This window comes from Paenibacillus sp. FSL R5-0887 (assembly GCF_038002305.1).
Lineage (GTDB): Bacteria > Bacillota > Bacilli > Paenibacillales > Paenibacillaceae > Paenibacillus_AQ > Paenibacillus_AQ odorifer.
On record NZ_JBBOCE010000001.1, the window covers coordinates 3,310,529 to 3,323,537 of the forward strand.

Consider the following 13,009-nt stretch of genomic DNA (forward strand, 5'->3'; position numbering starts at 1 on the left):
CTCCACTCGGGTTATAAAAAGTGAACAAAATCTTCATCATGATCACTCATTCGCAAATTATTTTAGGTAAAAGAGGTCTTCAACAAATCATACAAATCTGCGCTGCGAAACAGCTCATTATAATAGTGGCTTTTGGTCGAGGGGACATGTCTGTGTCGAAATCCAATCAAGCTATGATCATCCGTGTAGTAGTTGGAGATCGTATCGCCACCCGTAGTAATCAAAGCTTCCAGCATGTACTCAATATCGAGCGCTCCTATAAAAACCTTTGGACCTAAAACTATCGTAAATGGGGTGGATAGCTGCTCAATAGCACTGCAAATCGCGTGTGACTCCACAGCCCCAGGCAGCCAAGCGAACGCTGTCGCAGGATGAGGTATGGTTTCCAATAGAGCTGATGGCTGACGTGTAGTTGATAAATCCAGCACCCGGCATTCATAATTGCTATACGTTTGTTCGTACAGATTCTCTATCCTCGTTATTTCATCCGCACAAGCATTCACTACAGGATATAAAACGGTAATCATCGCCGGAATCCCTCTGCGAAACCGCGCCTGATGGCGGGTCAAATGATAGGCATATCTCCATCTACGATGATTTTCAACCGAATGTAACTGGGCAGATACACTAAAGGTAGAATCTACACGATAATTCACCAGTTCCACCGGTATAAAGCGAATCTCACAATGTTCAGCCAGTCTCAGCCAGTAATCATAATCTTCCACCGGTTCCATTCCATAAGCTCCAACAAGCTTCGCAATCTGTGTTTTGTACATAAAAGATACGCCAATGAGCGAATAATCCAGCAATCGTTCTTTGGGCTGTGACTGATAATTACGCTGCGTAGCCAATTGATGTTCGTTGTGAAGAAACTTTCCCTCGTTATCGATGCTTTGAAAAGAACTGAACACGATGCCTAACTCCTGTGGACCTCTAACTAGCGCCCCCCGAAGGATTTCGAGGAAACGGGGTTCATAAACATTGTCGCTGGAAACCCAACTCAAATATTGAATACTGGGCTCACTAAACAAAAGATCAAAGCCAGTATTCAGTGCATGTGCTATACCCCTGTTCTGTGCGTAAGAAATAACCGTTACCCTCGGATCTTCGACAATAATGGATCTCACGAGCGGTTCCATATCTGGTGCTCCATCGATCACAACAACCAGCCGAAAATTGGTAAAAGATTGGTGTAGAACAGACTGCAGAGCTTGCCGCAGAAACTCCGGCTTTTGGGTATACACAGGCATAACTACTCCTACATCCGCCATGATTTTTACCTCTCTCTACATTGGAGTATAAAATCAGTATATTTTGATTCCTCTCATATGATTGTGTGAATGCCCCTAAAATACTTTATTGCGCCTAAAAAAGCAGCAATCGCCCTATTTCTTTCAGCGACTGCTGCTTAATGGTCTAAACGTTACTATTATATAGGGATAGATAATGCGGTAATCTGCGTCAATTCAGATTGAAGCACTCGCTGATCAGTAACTAGATTTCCGAACTCGTCCAGCCCATACACGGAGGTAACTACTTCTGCCAAAGGAAAAGGACTACTAATTTGTACCTCGTAAGCCAAATTGCCCCCAATGAAAAACTCTCTAATATCAGAACTCTTTGCAGGAACGTAATACCCTGTGACATAAAGCGGAGTAAGAGCTGGCATCGAATATGGAACACCAAAAACTTCGACGATCATCATTGCACTCGCATTACTTGTGTTACGAACACTGACTACTACATTACTTGCTGCAGTACCAGTTGCTCTTGTATTTGTAATAAGACCTGTTGTATAAGGCATTTCCTCACTCCTCTTCTTGGTTTCTATCAACTTATTCACCAGGAAGCCGATAGTTGTGAGGCAAGAGGAAGGGGAAACTCGTGGAATAACAGCCAATTAGACAGGTAGAAGATTATATTGATATCATTTCCGTTCCGCTTTGAGGATATGTCGGCGGGTGATTTCTGCCTTCTTATAAACAAAAATAAGTACAAATGTTCGCATATAAAGAATAATAGTGTTAAAATAAAGTTATACTAATCCTAAACTAAAGCCTAAGGAGTCTTGCCTAATGAGTCAAAGAGTTGCTTACAATGAAGTTGCACCTGAGGGTATGAAAATCATGATGGATATGGAGATGTACACCAAAAAATCTACGATTAATCGGACTACAAGAGAACTTATCAAAATCAGAGTTTCTCAAATTAACGGATGTGCTTTCTGTATAGATATGCATACATCCGAAGCTCGTAAAATGGGTGAAACTGAACAACGAATTTATTGTTTAAATGTTTGGGAGGAATGTACTTTTTATACATCTGAAGAGAAGGTTGCTCTAGAACTAGCTGAGCATATTACGCTAATCCCTTCCAAAAGAGTTCCGGATGAGCTATATAAACAAGTACGTGAACATTACGATGAGAAACAATATGTTGATCTTGTGCTGATTATTAATCAAATCAACAGTTGGAACAGAATTTCTATTGCAATGGGAAATACCCCTGCAGCACAATAATTACCCCCAAAGAACTCCTTAGGGTGTTCTTTTTTTCTCCGCTCCGTACGTTCCACGGCTCCGTTGATATATGAATCATCTTATTAAAATGCCCTGCCAGTATATCACTAGCAAGGCATTTTTTTATGCAATCGTGTTGGGTTAGTTCAATAACAATTGCTGATTTTAGTACTCTCTTTTATTTCCCTTCTTTACGTATTCCCACTCAACCTCAACATTTTTCCTAACTCTTTGCAAAAGTTGAAACAAGACTTCCGTTTCTTTTTCAGATAATCCTGCTAACGCAACCAAGTCGGTATGGTCCCCTTCTCTCTTCAGAAAAGAGTAGGCTTGTTTACCTTTTTCAGTTGTGAATAACCTTTTTATTTTTTTGTTTGTTTCATCGTCTTTCTTTTCAATAAAACCTTGGATTTCAAGCTTCTGAATCGCACGCGCTGCTGTTGTTCGGTCCACCTTTATCATTTCCGACAGCTTTTCTTGAATAATGCCCGGATTCTCATATATCCGGACCAGATATAAATACTGCCCCTTTGTAAGCTCTAATTCCTTGAACTCTATATTACTTATGGAATCTAATGCCCTCGCTATCATTCCAACTTCACGAAGGATCTCTTTCATTCAATCACCTACCAGTTCCAATATTGTTGTATTTACAACAATATTGATTGTATATATACTTATAATTGTCGTTAATTCATTATGACGTTTTTCCTAAAAAAAACAAATACAGAATGGAGTAAGCAAGAATGAATCTTAAAAGAATTACAATAATCGAGGAACTTGAAGCTGCATTTTCAATCAGAAAAAAAGTATTTGTTGAGGAACAAGGCGTTCCCCTTAATGATGAATTTGATGAATTCGATACACTGAATGGAGAATGTGAACATGTCCTGGCCTATTATGATGGGCAACCAGTTGCCACAGGAAGGATCCGCGTTCTTGATGGTATAGGTAAGTTAGAGCGTATTTGCATCCTAGAACCTTATCGTAAATTTGGAATTGGGAAAAAAATCATTTCTGCATTAGAAGAGATCGTGGTTGAAAAGGGACATCAAAAAGTTAAATTGCACGGGCAAACTCAGGCGGAGGGCTTCTATAAAAAACTTGGTTATCGGGCTTCATCTACTGAATTTATGGAGGATGGCATCCCTCATCTTTTAATGACTAAAGATCTTTCTGCTTCAAAAGAATGAAGAAGTTTAGTGTAACTACGTTTTCCATTTTCACTTGCGGGATTTTCATCTTAACCCTAGGCGTTTCACTAACAATAATCTCTGACCTTGGAGCGTCACCTTTTGATGCACTTTTAGTGGGTCTATCCAAAAATGTCGGTCTTACAGTAGGCAGTTGGGAAGTGCTGATCGCATGCCTATTGATTGGATGTAATTCATGTTTATCCAAGCAAAGACCGGAATTATTAGGGCTGGTAACTGCATTCATAGCAGGCTTAGGTATTGATATGTGGCTTTTTTTGTTTAACCATCTGATCGAGCCTAATCTGTGGATCAGTAAAATTGCTTTTTATGGTTTAGGCTTAATCGCAATTGGATTAGGTACATCCATTTATTTATACGCAAATTTCGCACCGATTCCAGTGGACCGGCTAACATTAGTACTGCAAACGATAACTAGGCTTAGTATACTATTTACTAGAACAATCATTTATCTTGTTTTCTTATTTGCCGCCATTATTTTCAATGGGCCTATTGGGATTGGCACTCTACTTACCATTAGTTTAGGCGGCTTAATTCTTAATTACTTTATGCCACTTACACAGAAAGCCTTGGACCGATTGCTACAACATATAATAGCGAACTCCGCTAAAGAAACTTGATGTATACAACAAACCATAATCTTATCATTGGGAGTGAATAATTTGGAGATTAGAATCGATAACTTAACCGGAACCGAAATCATAGCATTGATCAGTGAACATCTTCAGAGCATGTTTGAGCAATCTCCCCCAGAGAGTGTACATGCGTTAAATTTAGATAAATTAAAAACACCAGAAATCACCTTCTGGAGTGCCTGGGAGCAGGGCGAACTCTTAGGTTGCGGTGCTCTTAAAGACATGGGTAGCCATCATGGTGAAATCAAATCCATGCGTACTTCTACCAAGCATCTTAGGAAGGGCATTGCATCTAAAATGCTTGCCCATATTATTAAAGAAGCTAAGCAACAAGGCTATCGGAGGCTGAGCTTGGAAACCGGATCCACTGAAGGGTTCGAAGCGGCTAGAAAACTATATGAACAATATGGGTTTGAATACTGTAGTCCGTTTGCAGATTACATTGAAGACCCCTATAGTGTTTTTATGACGAAAGAATTATAAGTACTGTGGAGGTGCTAACTTGACTTCTAATCAATGGATACCGATTCTCGCAGCGTTCATCGGAGCCTTTTGCTGCTGGATTGCGCTCCTTAATAAACGTAAGAACAAATAGAATCACAGATAATAAAAGATAAAAAAAGACTCCCAAATGGGAGCCTAAAGGTTGATTCATAATACTGTTGAGTTATCTTTCATTGGAGATCTAAATATAAAACATGTAATTGTCAGCCAAACTTTCTTCTTTGTAGTTAATCAAATCATAAAGTGTTGTGGAATCCAGCACATCGGCAATACTGTCGCGAATACGCAACCATAAATCCCGTTTCGCTGCATCGTCCTCTTCCGTGAAGTCTACAGGAGAGATAGGACCCTCCAGCACACGGATGATATCACCGGCAGTGATAGCATTCGCCTCACGCGACAAAATGTATCCGCCATATGCTCCACGAATACTTTTTACAAGTCCTGCATTGCGCAGAGGAGCAATTAGTTGCTCCAGATAATGCTCGGAAAGACCATTTTTCTCAGCGATACTCTTAAGTGAAGTTGGTCCTTCACCAAATTTCAGTGCAAGCTCCATCATAATTGTTAGTCCGTAACGACCTTTGGTTGATATTTTCAAAGGGGCACCTCTTTCAGTTTAATGTCTGATTATTGTATACTATTGATTCGGCAAGTCATTTGGATTGTCATATCAAGGTATTCCGATAATTACTCTCAGTTTATGTTATCATATCCGAAGTCACAAATGAAATGGAAAACAAAACATTTTACGAGAATGTTCACCCCAGGTGGACATTTTGTTGTTTCCAGTCTCTTATTTCAGAGGTTTAGAGTAGACAGGTATGTTATAATACATTTTGAGCCGGGTGTTCCATGAATGACCGGTATTTTGGGTACAGAAATGGTGATTACGATGACAAAAGCAAAACAAGACACCCGTGTCGTCGTCGGCATGTCCGGAGGGGTCGATTCCTCCGTCACGGCGCTTCTGCTCAAGCAGCAGGGCTATGACGTCATCGGCATCTTCATGAAGAACTGGGACGATACCGACGAATTCGGAGTATGTACGGCCGAAAGCGATGCAGAGGATGTTCGCCGCGTATGCGAGCAGATTGATATTCCTTACTATACCGTTAATTTCGAGAAGGAATACTTTGATAAGGTATTTTCTTATTTTCTCGATGAATATAAGGCCGGCCGGACGCCAAATCCTGACGTCATGTGCAACCGCGAGATTAAGTTTGGAGAATTTTTGAACAAAGCTCTTCAGCTTGGTGCCGATTATGTCGCAACTGGACATTACGCACGTGTTATAGAAGAAGATGGTGTGTACAAGCTGCTCCGCGGCGTAGACAACAATAAGGATCAAACCTATTTCCTGAATGCACTGGGGCAACATCAACTCTCTAAAACAATGTTCCCTATTGGACATCTGCCGAAACCTGAAGTGCGGAGAATTGCTGAAGAAGCAGGACTTTACACTGCCAAGAAAAAAGATAGCACAGGCGTCTGCTTTATCGGCGAGCGCAACTTCCGCGAATTCCTCAGCCAATATCTCCCGGCACAAGCTGGCGATATGGTTGACATAGTAACTGGAGAGATCAAAGGCCGCCATGACGGACTTATGTATTACACGTTAGGCCAACGCCAAGGCCTTGGTATTGGTGGCTCTGGCAACGGCGAACCGTGGTTTGTAGCTGAAAAAGATCTTAGCCGCAACATTCTTTATGTAGTACAAGGAGACAAGCACCACAGCCTGTACTCCACTAGCCTGATTGCTTCCGGTGTTAACTGGATTGACGGTCAAGCGCTTGGGCAAGAGCCGCTGAAATGCACCGCCAAATTCCGGTATCGCCAGCCAGATCAAGGCGTGACCCTTACAGCGCGTGAAGATGGAACGATTAATGTAACCTTTGATGTTCCACAAAAAGCGATCACCCCTGGTCAAGCCGTTGTCTTCTATCTCGGTGAGCAATGTCTCGGCGGCGGAACGATAGAATACGCGGAGAAGGTTGTTCCTTCAGCACAAGTGTGAATGTAAACCAAGCTTCTATAAAAGCTTGATCTACAAGTATTCGTAGTAACTCACAATATCTAACTAACATACCAAAAGCACGAAATAGTTGTATTTAATACAGCTATTTCGTGCTTTTTTATTTCTTTTTGGGTTTTAGTTGCACATTGTACAGTTAAACTGAGCTTATATCTCAATAAGTATCCATATACTGATAAATAGTTGTATGAAGTGCAATTAAATTACGTTGGCGCGGCTAGAGCCTATTTTAGTTGTAGGAAATACAATTAAAATGGACATGAAGCCACAATTAGTCGCAGTGCAGTCGCTAACCAGCCAATAACAAAAAAAGCCCCAGCCAAATGGCTAGGGCTTCCCTCATTTAGACTTTAAGGCTCAAGTCCCCATGCTAGAGCACCATTCAAGTACAACGGCACATGATTCCATTCCGTGTACGATGTTTTGGTAGGGTCATAAGAGTAGTCTCCAACCTCGTTGTAATTACTCCAGTCCGTTTTGTTGACCCGGATCTGGATATCACCCGTGTTGGCTCCCGGTGCAAGACTGCCTGCACCTGCGCCGAAGGAGATTTCTAAATAATAGTCCGCTCCAGTTTTGGCAGGGTCTACCTTCACGAATGTTCCCTGTATATTACTTCCACCGATGTTAGCATAGTCAACATTAAATTGTTGAGGTTTATCGCCATCAATCGTGTAATAATACCGCAGCTTTACATCGCTAAGCGCTACAGCCGTATCCCCATTGTTAACAATTTGCAGCTGCGGGCGGAACTGATTATCTCCCGGATTGGTATCACTTGTCCGATACTTCACCACCAAATCTCCTTGTGCCGGAATCGGTACATCCATAGGCTTGGCGTGTGCCTCAGGGGAATTCGGACTCTCCCCAACCACGTTGGAAGCACTAACTACATAGTAATAATCCGTACCGTTAACCACGGAAGCATCACTGTAAGTAGCTTGAGTGACAACAGCCACATCGCTATAAGGACCGCCAGTTGTTGCAGCTCTTTTCACAGTATAGCTTGTAGCTCCAGTTACGTTGTTCCAACTAAGATCTACAACTTGGTTACCAGCGACCGCACTTGGTTTAGAAGGTGCTTTTGGAGCTACTGGCTCAGTAGGCACGCTGCTGTTGATCAGTCGATCGTATTCTGCATAAGCAGTTGCCATATCTACTTGCGACCAGAAGCGATGGTAGGTAAATTCAGGGGCTCCATTGTCCCAAGTTTTAGTCACTTTATTAAAAGAAGTATTGTATTTGTCCAGCAGATATTGCCACTTGGAGTCATTTACGATATTTGGACGGATATCGGTATAGCTTGCATATACCCCATTTCCGCCTTTAGCAGGATCGGAAGGCACTGTTGATGTACCAGGGATCGTATTTCCTTGGCCGAATGTACCTGTCCAGCCGCTTGGGAAATAGACTTCTTTAGTGAAATAGCGAGAATAATCTGCACGGCTTTCGGTAGTTGCAATACCAATTCCATCGTTATAACCCCATGCCGTGTCTAACAAAGATTTAGCCAGTACCTGAGCTTCTCCTCCCAGAGTACTGTAGCTGCCATGTTCAGCTTTGGTGCCAGCCGCATAGAAGGTAAGTGCCTTAATATAGCTGCCCAGTACACCTGTATCTTGGCTTGGACTCTTAGTTACGGCTTTCAGGTTACTGTTTGCGGCAGAACCACTGAAGCCATTCCACGTATTAGGTTGTCCTGTCCATTCCACATTACCTGGAATCCAGAATTCTCCTGGTGCAGAGACTGTAGCCACTTGTGGATTGGCGCCTCCAAGAATTCGATTTCCTTGGCTGTTCAGATAGTAACCTTCTGCATCCGTAACTGGACGTTTGTTGGCAAAGGCATAATCTTTAGACCAATCTACCCAATTTTCTATAACTTGTTTTGCCATTTGGAAGTTTTCAGATGTAGTGTCTCCGTTAGAAGCAAGGATATAGTACAGCTCCGCTACCCGCTCCACACTCCATGCCTGCATTCCGAACCAGTTATTGGATGGAGGATCGTGGTAGACTGGAGCTTCGTCATAGGCCATGCCATAAAAAGTACTGGTTCCAGCTGGATAAGCCTTGTAGACGCCTTGATAACTATTGGTCGCTCCACCGGCAATTGCCCCTTCAGAGGACTGCAGCCAAGTATAAAATTCCAATTGACGTTTCAGAGAGTTTTCCCAATCCTGCCCAGCTGTAGCTGATGACGGAATCAGACCACCATCCGAATCAGAAAGTGCGTAGGCAGCCACGACATTCTGATACCCTTGGTGGGCATGGCTCGCACCGATTCTCCAAGCCCAGTTTCCTGTTGCTCCAAGTCCACCGCCCCATGCGGTATACCAAGCCAGAAGATATTGATTGGAATCTTTGCCAGTCCCGGCATCAGGGGTGCCGTCAGTAGCTGCACTTCCTACTTTTTGGAAGTATTTATCATACATACCGTACCGCAGGAAATCGCCCATTTTCTTAGCTTTATTCAAATACACTGTATTGTTGTAGCCGAGCTCTTTAGCCCAGTACATTGCTTGCACTGCCCGTGCATCGGCATCTGTAGCATTCGTGTAACGCCATTGAGCGGAAGGCACGTTAGCTTCTTTTGTGAACAGGCTCATGAAGCCTTCGTTTGCTTTTCCGAACGTTTTGTCATCTTGAGACGGGTGAGGGACCGCCTCCCAAACGGACTCTTGTTCACCCCGTTGGAATGTATTCACATAAGCGGCTGTATGCGTAGGATTCAGCAAGTTGCCGAAGCCGTACCAGTTGTCCACGTCTACCAGCCAGTGCATCAAGTAGGTCTGGTTGTTGCCATACGTCGCCTTCAATTCAGCATCTAGCGGATCTTTACCTGCTGTATACTGGCCACCTAGCTGACTTGGATACTGATCCGGCTGAGCATGCTCCGCTGCATACGTAGCCGGGCTGTTCGGATTGTAATAACTCATGGTTGGCTGTTCTTCCTTGCCATCACCTTCGTTAATAGGAATGATATATTTCTCCATGTTGTCCCAAGCTGATTCCAGCTTAGTCCAGTCCCCTGTGTGATAACCATAGAGTACCTCAAGCCACATCCAATAACTGTAAGCTTCTGAGGTCGTCATATGTCCGTAATCAGGGGCTTCACTCATCAAGGTCTCTACCGCATGATAAGGTACTCCTTCGGCAGAGAAATAACCATTTGCGGGGTCTTTTAGCTGCGCATATAATTGCAGAAATCGCGTCTGCTCCGTAGTTGAAGCGTGAGCAGTCTGAGGTCTAAAATTAAATAGACCGGTCATGAGTGAGAGAAACAGGACTGCGGCCATTATTACAGAAACAGGCTTCTTTATTAAGCTCAATTTCATCATCTTAGGCAAGCTCCCTCTCTTGGATATATTTATGGTTCTAAGCCCCATACAAGTGTTTCACCTTGATAAAGTGTAACCTTATTCCAATCGGCAAATGTCTGCTGAACCGCGCTGTAGGAATAATCATCCGTTTCATTATAAGCCGTCCAGTCCGTCTTATTGGTGCGAGCCTGAATCTCGCCGCTATCTCCACCAGGCGCTATACTTCCAGCCCCTGCACCAAAAGAAATCTCCAGATAATAATCCGCGCCCGTACTGGCGGGATTCAGCTTAACAAAACTGCCGCTTAAATTACCACTGCCCACTACAGCATAATCACAATGAAACTGTTGTGGTTTATCCCCATCCACAGTGAAATAATAACGCAGCTTCAAGCCGCTAAGTGCCACAAACTCGGTTCCTGTATTCATAATTCGGAACTGAGGGCGCAACTGTCCATCACTGGCATTCGTATCATTCGTACGATATTGCACCTTCAAATTTCCCGTTGTGGGCTGTGTCGGTTCTTGGGGTTTAGCACTAACCTGTATAGATGGCAAGCTCTCCCCTACACTATTCGTGGCAGTGATCACATAATAATAAGTGGTTCCGTTCACCCGTCCACTATCCATGTAATCCGTTCCCGTGACATTCTCAAGCACCGTATACGGGCCTCCACTCACTTCACTGCGTTTAACGGTATATTCACTGACCCCGCTAATCGCATTCCAAGTCAAATGGACAGTCCCATTACCTGCTACAGCCTGAACATTAGTCGGACGTGCAGGGACTTGAGGTTCTCCAGGTTGTCCGCCACCCGCTGGAAGTTCTCCATACATGTGTACACCTGCATCAAACACCGGAATGTTCGCTGTTTTTACAGGAGTTACTCCTTGAGCTGCCACCCCTTGGAATGAAAAATCATTAGCATTATTCCAGAAGTTAGTGTTCAGCGGAGCTGCAATTCGGAATTGAATCTCCTTACGATGAGCAGATTGTCCACCCGGATAAATCAAAGTACCTGTAAAATCGATCTTAGTATAGTAGATATGGTTAGCTGCATCGTAAGGCTGAAGTGCAGACACCGTTCCACCCTGATTGTAGCCTCCCGCTGTAACCGTAATATCCTCAGGACCATAACCAGCCGCTATCGCTTCACTAAGATCCACATAATAGTTAAAAGACATCTCTTTACTGGCCCTTGCCGGCCAGCCCGTACGGTTATTCAGCAATGCTCGAATCTCTACGAAATTGCTGCCACTAGCATTCACAGAGGCTTCGACAAACATCTCATCTTCACGTGTCTCTGCAGGTGGAAATTGTGCAAGCGGCTGTTGCCCTTGTCCATGCAGCAGCACCATTTTTGCAATAGCTCCTGTAAAAGCTGCATTGTAATCGGTTGCAACTTCATTCGAGACATAATCGTTAATGGAGTCGGTGTAGCTGTCTGTTTTGGACGGACCTCCAACTAGCGCTCCGTACAAGACATGGCGATGATTTACCGGAACGCTCTGACTATCATTCCATGATCCATGTGAGGTTCGATGATGGGGATGCTGAGGAGAATTGTTACCAAAACCGATAACATAACTGCTGTTTCGTGGATTGTCACCAAGCATATACGTAATTTGTCTCTCCGCGAAAGAGCGCGCCGTATCTTTCTTCACCGGATCGCTCACCCAGTCTGAGTAAACGAAGGCCATAAAAGCCTGATTGGCTGCATAACGCAATGCGCCCCATTGATCGAGATGGGCTAGTCCGCCAGGTGTATAGGCAACACGGTCACTTGTTCCACCCACTCCAGTCGTCCAATACTGCATATTCCGTTCAGTGGATTGAATGAACTTGGTCTGCCCGGTGATTCGTGCCAACAGTAATTGAGCGCCATAATGCTTGTCGTCCCAAGACTGTGTCCACTGATACCCCCAGTTTCCAGCCTGATTCGTTCCCCATTGATCGCTTGCTGCAATAGCCTTATTGAGATACTGCTGATCGTTAGTCGCCAAATACAACCAGACAGCCCCCCAGCTCAATTCATCCGCGTAACCGCTCCAAGAATTATAATATTGTTTGACGTCGGTAATGCTGTCGGAATAGGAGCCGCGATAAGTGTCTGCAAAATTGTAAAGCTGTTTAGCATGCAGCAGCAGCTTGTCCGCGTATACGGCATCCGTATCCCTGAAAATAATGGATGCTGAAGCTAACGCTGCAGCTGTTTCTGCGGCAAGATCTGATCCGGGATGAGTGGCATCAATTTTGTAGGAAGGTCTCTGCATCTGCATGACTTCTGCGGGTCCCCACCAATTATGATCGGTTGTTCCGTTACCAACTTGTCCCCACAGCTCGTTAGGAGCGGTATGAGCTTTCACAAAATAATCGGTTGCCCAGCGAATATTGTCTAAAATTTCCTCCAGCTGCCCAGACCCCTCATATCCTTGCTTGTACTCATAAACCGACCACGCCAGCATCGTTGTAGAATAAGCCATAGGCAAACCGAATTTAACGTGATCACCGGCATCGTACCAACCACCAGTCAGATCATGTCCCACATCCGCCCCGTCCAAAAGACCGGAATCGCCCCGCCATTCCACCCGATTGTTATCTGGCAATTCACCAGACCGCTGGGTTTCGTAGAAATAAATAGATTTTTGTAGAACCTCCGCATAGTTGTAGTCTCCGGCCGCTGCCTCTGCTATCGCCGGTTGAAATGCAGCATTTGAACAAAATGTAAGCGTAAACAACAAACTGAACACCAGTCCTTGTTTCCTATACCTCTTGATCATTT

General features: G+C 43.9%; 11 protein-coding genes. 5 read left to right on the forward strand and 6 right to left on the reverse strand.

Features of this window, described 5'->3' with window-relative positions; all coding sequences use genetic code 11:
• Nucleotides 1-62: 62 nt before the first annotated feature.
• Both MKY14_RS14760 and MKY14_RS14765 read right to left on the reverse strand, forming a co-directional pair.
• The gene (locus tag MKY14_RS14760; RefSeq protein WP_076185497.1) at nucleotides 63-1,271 is read right to left on the reverse strand and encodes a glycosyltransferase family 2 protein; all 1,209 of its coding nucleotides are present in this window, start codon (nucleotides 1,269-1,271) and stop codon (nucleotides 63-65) included.
• A 158-nt stretch (nucleotides 1,272-1,429) separates the two neighbouring features.
• A complete protein-coding gene (locus MKY14_RS14765) occupies nucleotides 1,430-1,804 on the reverse strand; it encodes a hypothetical protein (protein WP_076129677.1) in 375 nt (124 codons plus the stop codon).
• 271 nt (nucleotides 1,805-2,075) lie between these two features.
• Between MKY14_RS14765 and MKY14_RS14770 the strand changes: the two genes are divergently transcribed.
• The gene (locus tag MKY14_RS14770; RefSeq protein WP_340976730.1) at nucleotides 2,076-2,519 is read left to right on the forward strand and encodes a carboxymuconolactone decarboxylase family protein; all 444 of its coding nucleotides are present in this window, start codon (nucleotides 2,076-2,078) and stop codon (nucleotides 2,517-2,519) included.
• 165 nt (nucleotides 2,520-2,684) lie between these two features.
• On the opposite strand, the gene MKY14_RS14775 is transcribed toward MKY14_RS14770, so the two are convergent.
• Complete coding sequence (locus tag MKY14_RS14775; protein ID WP_076105880.1) at nucleotides 2,685-3,137, reverse strand: MarR family winged helix-turn-helix transcriptional regulator; 453 nt, start codon at nucleotides 3,135-3,137, stop codon at nucleotides 2,685-2,687.
• Nucleotides 3,138-3,265: 128 nt separating this feature from the next.
• Here MKY14_RS14775 and MKY14_RS14780 point away from each other — a divergent pair, with 128 nt between their 5' ends.
• The 3 genes from MKY14_RS14780 to MKY14_RS14790 are packed head-to-tail and all read left to right on the forward strand — an operon-like array spanning nucleotide 3,266 to nucleotide 4,851.
• Nucleotides 3,266-3,712 carry a GNAT family N-acetyltransferase gene (locus MKY14_RS14780; protein WP_076185499.1) on the forward strand — a complete coding sequence of 149 codons (447 nt, stop codon included), beginning with the start codon at nucleotides 3,266-3,268 and terminating at the stop codon, nucleotides 3,710-3,712.
• Nucleotides 3,709-4,353, forward strand: a complete 645-nt coding sequence (locus MKY14_RS14785) for a YczE/YyaS/YitT family protein (RefSeq protein ID WP_340976732.1) — start codon at nucleotides 3,709-3,711, stop codon at nucleotides 4,351-4,353. The genes MKY14_RS14780 and MKY14_RS14785 overlap by 4 nt, the downstream gene beginning before the upstream one ends.
• Before the next feature lie 42 nt (nucleotides 4,354-4,395).
• Nucleotides 4,396-4,851, forward strand: a complete 456-nt coding sequence (locus MKY14_RS14790) for a GNAT family N-acetyltransferase (RefSeq protein ID WP_076179368.1) — start codon at nucleotides 4,396-4,398, stop codon at nucleotides 4,849-4,851.
• Nucleotides 4,852-5,053: 202 nt separating this feature from the next.
• Here the strand turns inward: MKY14_RS14790 and cymR are convergent, their stop codons facing one another.
• Complete coding sequence (gene cymR / locus MKY14_RS14795; RefSeq protein ID WP_036677599.1) at nucleotides 5,054-5,473, reverse strand: cysteine metabolism transcriptional regulator CymR; 420 nt, start codon at nucleotides 5,471-5,473, stop codon at nucleotides 5,054-5,056.
• Nucleotides 5,474-5,767: 294 nt separating this feature from the next.
• Here cymR and mnmA point away from each other — a divergent pair, with 294 nt between their 5' ends.
• Complete coding sequence (gene mnmA, locus MKY14_RS14800) at nucleotides 5,768-6,889, forward strand: tRNA 2-thiouridine(34) synthase MnmA (RefSeq protein ID WP_076193287.1); 1,122 nt, start codon at nucleotides 5,768-5,770, stop codon at nucleotides 6,887-6,889.
• A gap of 368 nt (nucleotides 6,890-7,257) precedes the next feature.
• Here the strand turns inward: mnmA and MKY14_RS14805 are convergent, their stop codons facing one another.
• On the reverse strand, nucleotides 7,258-10,242 hold the full coding sequence (locus tag MKY14_RS14805; protein WP_340977054.1) for a glycoside hydrolase family 48 protein: 2,985 nt from the start codon (nucleotides 10,240-10,242) through the stop codon (nucleotides 7,258-7,260).
• Between the two features lie 32 nt (nucleotides 10,243-10,274).
• Entirely contained in the window at nucleotides 10,275-13,007 is a 2,733-nt protein-coding gene (locus MKY14_RS14810; RefSeq protein WP_340976734.1) for a glycoside hydrolase family 9 protein, read from the reverse strand.
• Between the last annotated feature and the right edge of the window lie 2 nt (nucleotides 13,008-13,009).

Excerpts from the sequence above, each read along its gene's own strand:
- MKY14_RS14760 (WP_076185497.1), bottom strand. The coding sequence starts at position 1,271 with ATGGCGGATGTAGGAGTAGTTATGCCTGTGTATACCCAAAAGCCGGAG.
- mnmA (WP_076193287.1), top strand. The coding sequence starts at position 5,768 with ATGACAAAAGCAAAACAAGACACCCGTGTCGTCGTCGGCATGTCCGGA.
- MKY14_RS14765 (WP_076129677.1), bottom strand. The coding sequence starts at position 1,804 with ATGCCTTATACAACAGGTCTTATTACAAATACAAGAGCAACTGGTACT.
- MKY14_RS14785 (WP_340976732.1), top strand. The coding sequence starts at position 3,709 with ATGAAGAAGTTTAGTGTAACTACGTTTTCCATTTTCACTTGCGGGATT.
- MKY14_RS14780 (WP_076185499.1), top strand. The coding sequence starts at position 3,266 with ATGAATCTTAAAAGAATTACAATAATCGAGGAACTTGAAGCTGCATTT.
- MKY14_RS14810 (WP_340976734.1), bottom strand. The coding sequence starts at position 13,007 with ATGATCAAGAGGTATAGGAAACAAGGACTGGTGTTCAGTTTGTTGTTT.
- MKY14_RS14805 (WP_340977054.1), bottom strand. The coding sequence starts at position 10,242 with ATGAAATTGAGCTTAATAAAGAAGCCTGTTTCTGTAATAATGGCCGCA.
- MKY14_RS14770 (WP_340976730.1), top strand. The coding sequence starts at position 2,076 with ATGAGTCAAAGAGTTGCTTACAATGAAGTTGCACCTGAGGGTATGAAA.
- MKY14_RS14775 (WP_076105880.1), bottom strand. The coding sequence starts at position 3,137 with ATGAAAGAGATCCTTCGTGAAGTTGGAATGATAGCGAGGGCATTAGAT.